Genomic DNA, 6341 nt, shown 5'->3' on the forward strand with positions numbered 1-6341 from the left:
AGACCCAATTATTAATTCCTGGAAAGCTATTTTTCCGGAACTATTTAAACCATTAAGCGAGATGCCTGTAACGATACGCAGTCATCTACGTTATCCAGTAGATTTTTACAGCATCCAATCGGAACGATTGCTAACTTACCACATGATCGATCCGCAAGTTTTCTACAATCGCGAAGATGTTTGGCAGATTCCTACCGAAATTTACGGTAACGAACCGCAACGGATGGAACCTTACTATTTAATTATGAAGTTGCCTACAGAAACAAAAGAAGAATTTATTCTGTTGTTGCCATTTACCCCCAGCCAGCGCCCTAATTTAATTGGCTGGCTAGCTGGACGTTCGGATGGAGAAAACTACGGAAAGCTATTGCTTTACCAGTTCCCTAAACAAGAACTGGTATATGGAATAGAACAAATTGAAGCGTTAATTAACCAAGATCCCGTCATTTCCCAGCAAATTGCTCTATGGAATCGCGAAGGTTCGCGAGTGCTGCAAGGAAATCTTTTGGCGATTCCGATCGAGAAGTCTTTGATTTATGTAGAACCGCTTTATTTGGAAGCAACGCACAATAGTTTGCCGACATTAGTAAGGGTCGTTGTAGCTTATGAAAACAAGATTGTGATGGGAAAAACTCTCGAACAAGCAATTAAAGCAATTTTTATGCAGCCGAAACCCACTCCACCAATTGTTCGAGAAAGATAATAGTATATAGTTGATTTTTAATGGTTGATTGGAAATGACGACAATCCAAAAACTATGAAACTTCTCCTACTAGAGGCGCAGGCGAGGAGATGCGATCGCTCACCAAATACAAAAATACCGCAAACTACCATTGTAAACTTTTTTTGCATTTTGCAGAAAATCTAAAAAAATCTTTACTTTTTTGGCTTTCCCGTATGCTGTACGATCGGCAGATGAGATTGTTTTGTTTGTATTATCACTGTATAAGGCTTTTTCCTATCTTAAGTTTTATGTCCGCAAATTCGCCCTTTCACACTTAGCAGGGGAGAGCCGCTATTTTTTGCTTGTCATTGATATTTGACAAACAGAAAAAGCCCTTGCCACACAGGAACAAAAAAGCTAACCTAAAGAAAGCTATTTTTTCAAATTAGGTCAATGATTTACGAACGTGTTAAAACGGCGATCTATAGGGTCATTAACCTATCTTCACAGACATCGAGAATTATTAAAATTTGTTTCAAACAACTAATTTACAGGGATAAAATTATTAAATTTCTTCCGCCTGTTCTTCATAACTAAGATTAATTATTCATTTGGAAAAACTCTAAGGGCTGGTGTTTGTAGCCTAATTGTATATGTGAGGCTAAAAGAAGTGAATTCTGTAAATTGGTTTATGGAACTGGCCTTGATGTTCTTAGTTCAATTTACCAAAGAATTAAAATCGAAAGCGAGCGCAGGATTTAATAGCGCTATCTCGCTCTGGAAAGGGCCTGCAAAAAAAACAATCCCCCAGGACGAGAAAATCGAAATAGGGTTGGAGCGAGGAGAGCTAATAAAAATAGAACCAGGTAAACTTGCTAAAAAAGACGCAGAATTTATAGGTAGTAATATGCAGAACGCTGTACATAACATACATTATTCTCTAGCACTATTGGCTGAATATCCCAACGCTTCAAAAAGAGAAAAGAAGCAATATTTAAGCCGAGTCGCATCCAATCAAAAGAAAATGAAAGAGTGGGTTTATGACAATCCAAATAAGTTCAAACATAAGTACGATTTAGTGGAAGCAGAAATAGCACGAGTATTGGGTCAAAATGAGCGAGCAAACGAATATTATCAACTAGCAATTCAAGAAGCTTCTCAAAACGGATACATTCAGGAAGAAGCACTAGCAAACGAACTAGCAGCAGAGTTTTATTTATCTCTTGGTATAAAGAAAGTAGGGGAATTCTATTTAACTCAGTCTTATTATACCTATATTCGCTGTGGAGCCAAAGCAAAGGTTAAAGATTTAGAAGAAAGATATCCTGAGTTTTTCTCGTCCTTAGTTCACCGCGAAACCATCAGTAAAGATGTTGCCATGACAGCTGCACCGACGATGGGAAACAGTTCGGCAGAATTGCATTTGGTGACACTCACAAAAACTTCGCAATCGATTTCCACTAAAGGTTATGAAAGCGTGCTAGATATAAGCACAGTGATGAAAGCCTGTCAAGCGCTTGTCGGTGAAGTTGTGCTGGATAATTTACTGGCAAAGCTGATGCTTATCGTTATGGAAAATGCTGGAGCAGAATCAGGTTTCCTCATTCTCAACCGAGAAGGTAAACTACTGATAGAAGCGTCCGGGAATATGGCCAAAAATGAGGTAAAAGTACGGCAATCAATGCCAGTTACAAGTAGCGATATATTGCCTGTATCTGCTATTAATTATGTGTCTAGAAGTCAGTCATATGTAGTTTTAAACGATGCACGTACTGACGGAAAATTTAGCAACGATCCATACATCATCGCACACCAATCTAAATCTGTTTTATGTACTCCTATACTCGGTCAAGGTAAGTTAATCGGCATTCTTTACCTGGAAAATAGCTTAACTACTGGGGCATTTACTCCGGCACGATTGGAAATTTTGAAATTGCTCTGTTCTCAGGCAGCAATTTGTTTAGAAAATGCTCAGCTTTATGAAGCTCAAAAAGAGTATGCCCAGACCCTAGAGATTAAAGTGCAAGAACGCACCCAAGAATTACAGCAGGAAATCATCGTTAGAAAACAAACAGAATTGGCTTTGCGAGTCGAGCAAGAAAAGTTCGCCAAAGCTTTTCTGTCTTCGCCAAATCCGATCGCAATTACCAATTTTTCAGATGGCACATATATTGATGTCAACGATAGCTTTTCGAGTATATTTGGTTATTCTCGCTCGGAGGTGAGCGGCCATACAGTACTGGAAATGAATATTTTAGCCAATCCAGAAGAGTTTAATAAATACAAACAATTATTGCAAGTAGATGGAAAAATACGCAATCAAGAATTAAATGTCCGCACTAAGTCAGGTGATATAAGGACGATACTTTTATCTTCAGATCGGATCGATCTGGGTGGAGAAGTGTATATCCTTTCGGTTATGAACGATATTACCGATCGCAAACGTGCAGAAGATGCGCTGCGACAAAGTGAGGAACGCTATCGTGCAGTTGTAGAAGATCAAACCGAATTAGTTTGTCGTTTCAAACCTGATGGTACACTGACATTTGTCAACGATGCGTATTGTCGATATTTTAATGCCAAGCGATCGGAACTAATCGGGCATAGCTTTGAGGGTTTAGTGCCGGAAGAAGATAAAATTAATATCGCACAGTTGCTTGCGTCTTTAAATTCAGATAACCCCATAGGGACGATCGAACATAGAGTTTTGTTTGGGAAAGTGCAAAGATGGCATCAGTGGACAGACAGGGCAATTTTTGACGAGGCAGGCAACTTTATCGAATTCCAGGGAGTAGGTCGAGATATTACCGATCGCAAACAAGCAGAAGATGCTTTACGAGAATCGGAAGCTAAGTTTAAAAAAGCAAAAGAAGCCGCAGATGCAGCCAATCGAGCCAAAAGCGAATTTCTCTCTAAAATGAGTCACGAACTGAGAACGCCGCTAAACGCTATTTTAGGCTTTACCCAAGTCCTAGCGCGGGGTTCTTCCCTCACTAAGCAACAGCAGGAACATTTAGGGATTATTAATCGTTCCGGAGAACATTTACTCACCTTGATTAACGACGTACTGGAAATGTCCAAAATCGAGGCAGGCAGAATCGAACTGCACGAACATAGTTTTGACCTGTTTCGCCTCCTCGATACGCTTGCAGAAATGTTCCAGCTTAAAGCTGAATCTAAAAGATTGCAACTTATTTTTGAGCGTTCGCAAGACATACCCCAATATGTCAAAACTGACGAAAGTAAGTTACGTCAGGTGTTAATTAACTTACTAGGTAATGCGATTAAATTTACTGAAAAAGGTAGAGTAATATTACGGGCATCATTGGCTGAAAAAAGGATAGGAGAAACAACTATTCAATTTCAAGTAGAAGATACAGGCCCTGGCATCGCAGCAGAGGAATTGCCAACCTTATTCGATCCGTTCGTACAAACAGAAACAGGTAAGAAATCTCAGTCCGGGACAGGCTTGGGTTTACCTATTAGCCGTCAATTCATACAACTGATGGGCGGAGATATCACCGTCAGCAGCAGATTGGGTAAAGGAACAATTTTTCAATTTAATATCCAAATTAAGTTAGCTGAAGCGACGGAAGTTCCCAATCAAACACTGAGCCAAAAGGTAATTGGTTTAGCAGCAGACCAACCTCAGTATCGCATCTTGGTAGTTGATGATAAATCGGAGGGCCGATTGTTGCTTTTTAACCTACTTTCTCCACTAGGTTTTCAAGTGGAGGAAGCTGCTAACGGTGCAGAAGCGATCGCGATTTGGGAAAATTGGCGACCGCACCTAATTTGGATGGATATGCAGATGCCTGTGATGGACGGATATGAGGCTACTAAGCAAATCAAAGCAATCCAAAAAAGCTATAGTGAAGAAGGAAATCATTATTCTGAATGCCCCGTACCTCCACCTGTAGTTATTGCTTTAACTGCGAGCGCTTTTGCGGAGAACCGCGCTACGGTTTTAGCTGCGGGATGCGATGATTTTGTCAGCAGACCTTTTCGAGAAGAAGTGATTTTTAGCAAAATGTCTGAATATTTGGGGGTGCGTTATGTCTATGAAGAATCAGCGGTCAAACAAAAATTACAAATACCAAAACAAACCACTAGCTGGCAACTCAGTTCAGAGGATTTGGCTGCTATGCCAAAAGAGTGGATAGTGCAACTATACCAAGCTGCTAAGGCATTGGATGAGGACAAGATCGTACAACTGAGCGAACAAATTAAAAATTTAGATGCACGTCTAGCTAACTCCTTGGTAGAGTTAGCTAAAAAAGTTCGTTTTGATAAAATTACAGATTTAATTGAGCAAATTAATCATGACTGAAGATCTCGAATCAAAAGGAAAAATTTTAATAGTTGATGATACTCTCGACAACATCAACGCTTTAGCCACTATATTGACGGACTGTGGATATAAAGTTCGCAAAGCACTGCATGGGCAAATGGCGCTGATGGGAGTGCAGGCTTCTCCTCCCGATCTGATTTTGCTCGATATCAATATGCCGGAAATAAATGGTTATGAGGTTTGCAAAAAACTGAAAAGCGATGACAAAACTCGCGAGATTCCTGTAATTTTTTTAAGTGCCCTTGACGATGTACTCGATAAGGTAAAAGCTTTTTCTGTGGGTGGAGTAGATTACATTACCAAACCATTTCAATTTGAAGAGGTTTTGGCGCGAGTTGAAACGCACTTAACCATCCAGCGCTTGCAAAATAAACTTGCCGAACAAAATGCTCTCCTGCAAAAGTCGTCAGCTTTAGAGCGGGAGAAATCCCAACAGCTTGAGCAAGCTCTGCACCAGTTACAACAAACTCAAGCTCAATTAATTCAAAGTGAAAAAATGTCTTCACTGGGACAAACAGTGGCTGGCATTGCCCACGAAATTAATAATCCAATTAATTTTATATATGGCAACCTTCGCCATATAAATGACTACATATCTCAGATGCTGCAATTAATTCAAATATATCAACAAGCGTTGCCCAATCCTTCCACAGATATTCAGCATTTGCAAGAGTCGCTAGACATAGAATTTCTCGCTGAAGATTTACCGAAACTTTTAGCTTCTATGAAGGTGGGTTCTGAAAGAATCAGAGATATTGTGTTGAGTTTGCGAAATTTTTCCCGCCTTGGTGAGGCGGAACTCAAACCAGTAGATATCCATGAAGGACTTGATAGCACTTTGATGATTTTACAGCATCGCCTGAACGAACAGCCTAATAGCCCAGCTATTACAGTAGTAAAAGCATACGGAACGCTACCTTTAGTTGAATGCTATGCAGCTTTAATTAATCAAGTATTTATGAATATTTTGAATAATGCGATTGACTCTTTGGAGTCACGCTTCGCGAACGATGCTTTGTCAGAGGATAGTACCGAACAGTTAAATCCATCACCTACCATTAGTATTAGCACGCAAATTAAGGAGGGCGATCGAGTAATAATTCGCATTGCCGATAATGGTACAGGAATGACAGAAGCAATCCAAAAGAAAGCCTTCGATCCATTTTTTACAACTAAGAAAGTAGGTGTTAGAACTGGATTGGGTCTATCGATCGCTTATCAAATTGTGGTGGAGCATCACGGCGGAGAAATTTTTTGTGAAAGCGTACCGGGAGAGGGGGCAACTTTTACGGTTATTCTGCCACTGCGACATCGATATGAACAAAA

At 40.0% G+C, this 6341-nt stretch carries 3 protein-coding genes; all 3 read left to right on the forward strand.

Translation table 11 applies throughout. The features are described from left to right. Nucleotides 1–703, forward strand: a 703-nt coding sequence (locus H6S82_RS13995) for a UPF0182 family protein (RefSeq protein ID WP_191056328.1), incomplete at its 5' end; no start/stop codon positions are given. An 868-nt stretch (nt 704–1571) separates the two neighbouring features. Then, the gene (locus tag H6S82_RS14000) at nt 1572–4994 is read left to right on the forward strand and encodes a PAS domain S-box protein (protein ID WP_190466262.1); all 3423 of its coding nucleotides are present in this window, start codon (nt 1572–1574) and stop codon (nt 4992–4994) included. Next, nucleotides 4987–6341 (forward strand): response regulator (locus H6S82_RS14005; protein WP_191056329.1); only part of this gene is annotated, 1355 nt, incomplete at its 3' end. The genes H6S82_RS14000 and H6S82_RS14005, both read left to right, overlap by 8 nt.

Source organism: Planktothrix sp. FACHB-1355 (genome assembly GCF_014748295.1).
Classification (GTDB): domain Bacteria; phylum Cyanobacteriota; class Cyanobacteriia; order Cyanobacteriales; family Aerosakkonemataceae; genus Aerosakkonema; species Aerosakkonema funiforme_A.

Coding starts and splice junctions, on each gene's coding strand:
- H6S82_RS14000 (WP_190466262.1), top strand. CDS start 1,572: ATGCAGAACGCTGTACATAACATACATTATTCTCTAGCACTATTGGCT.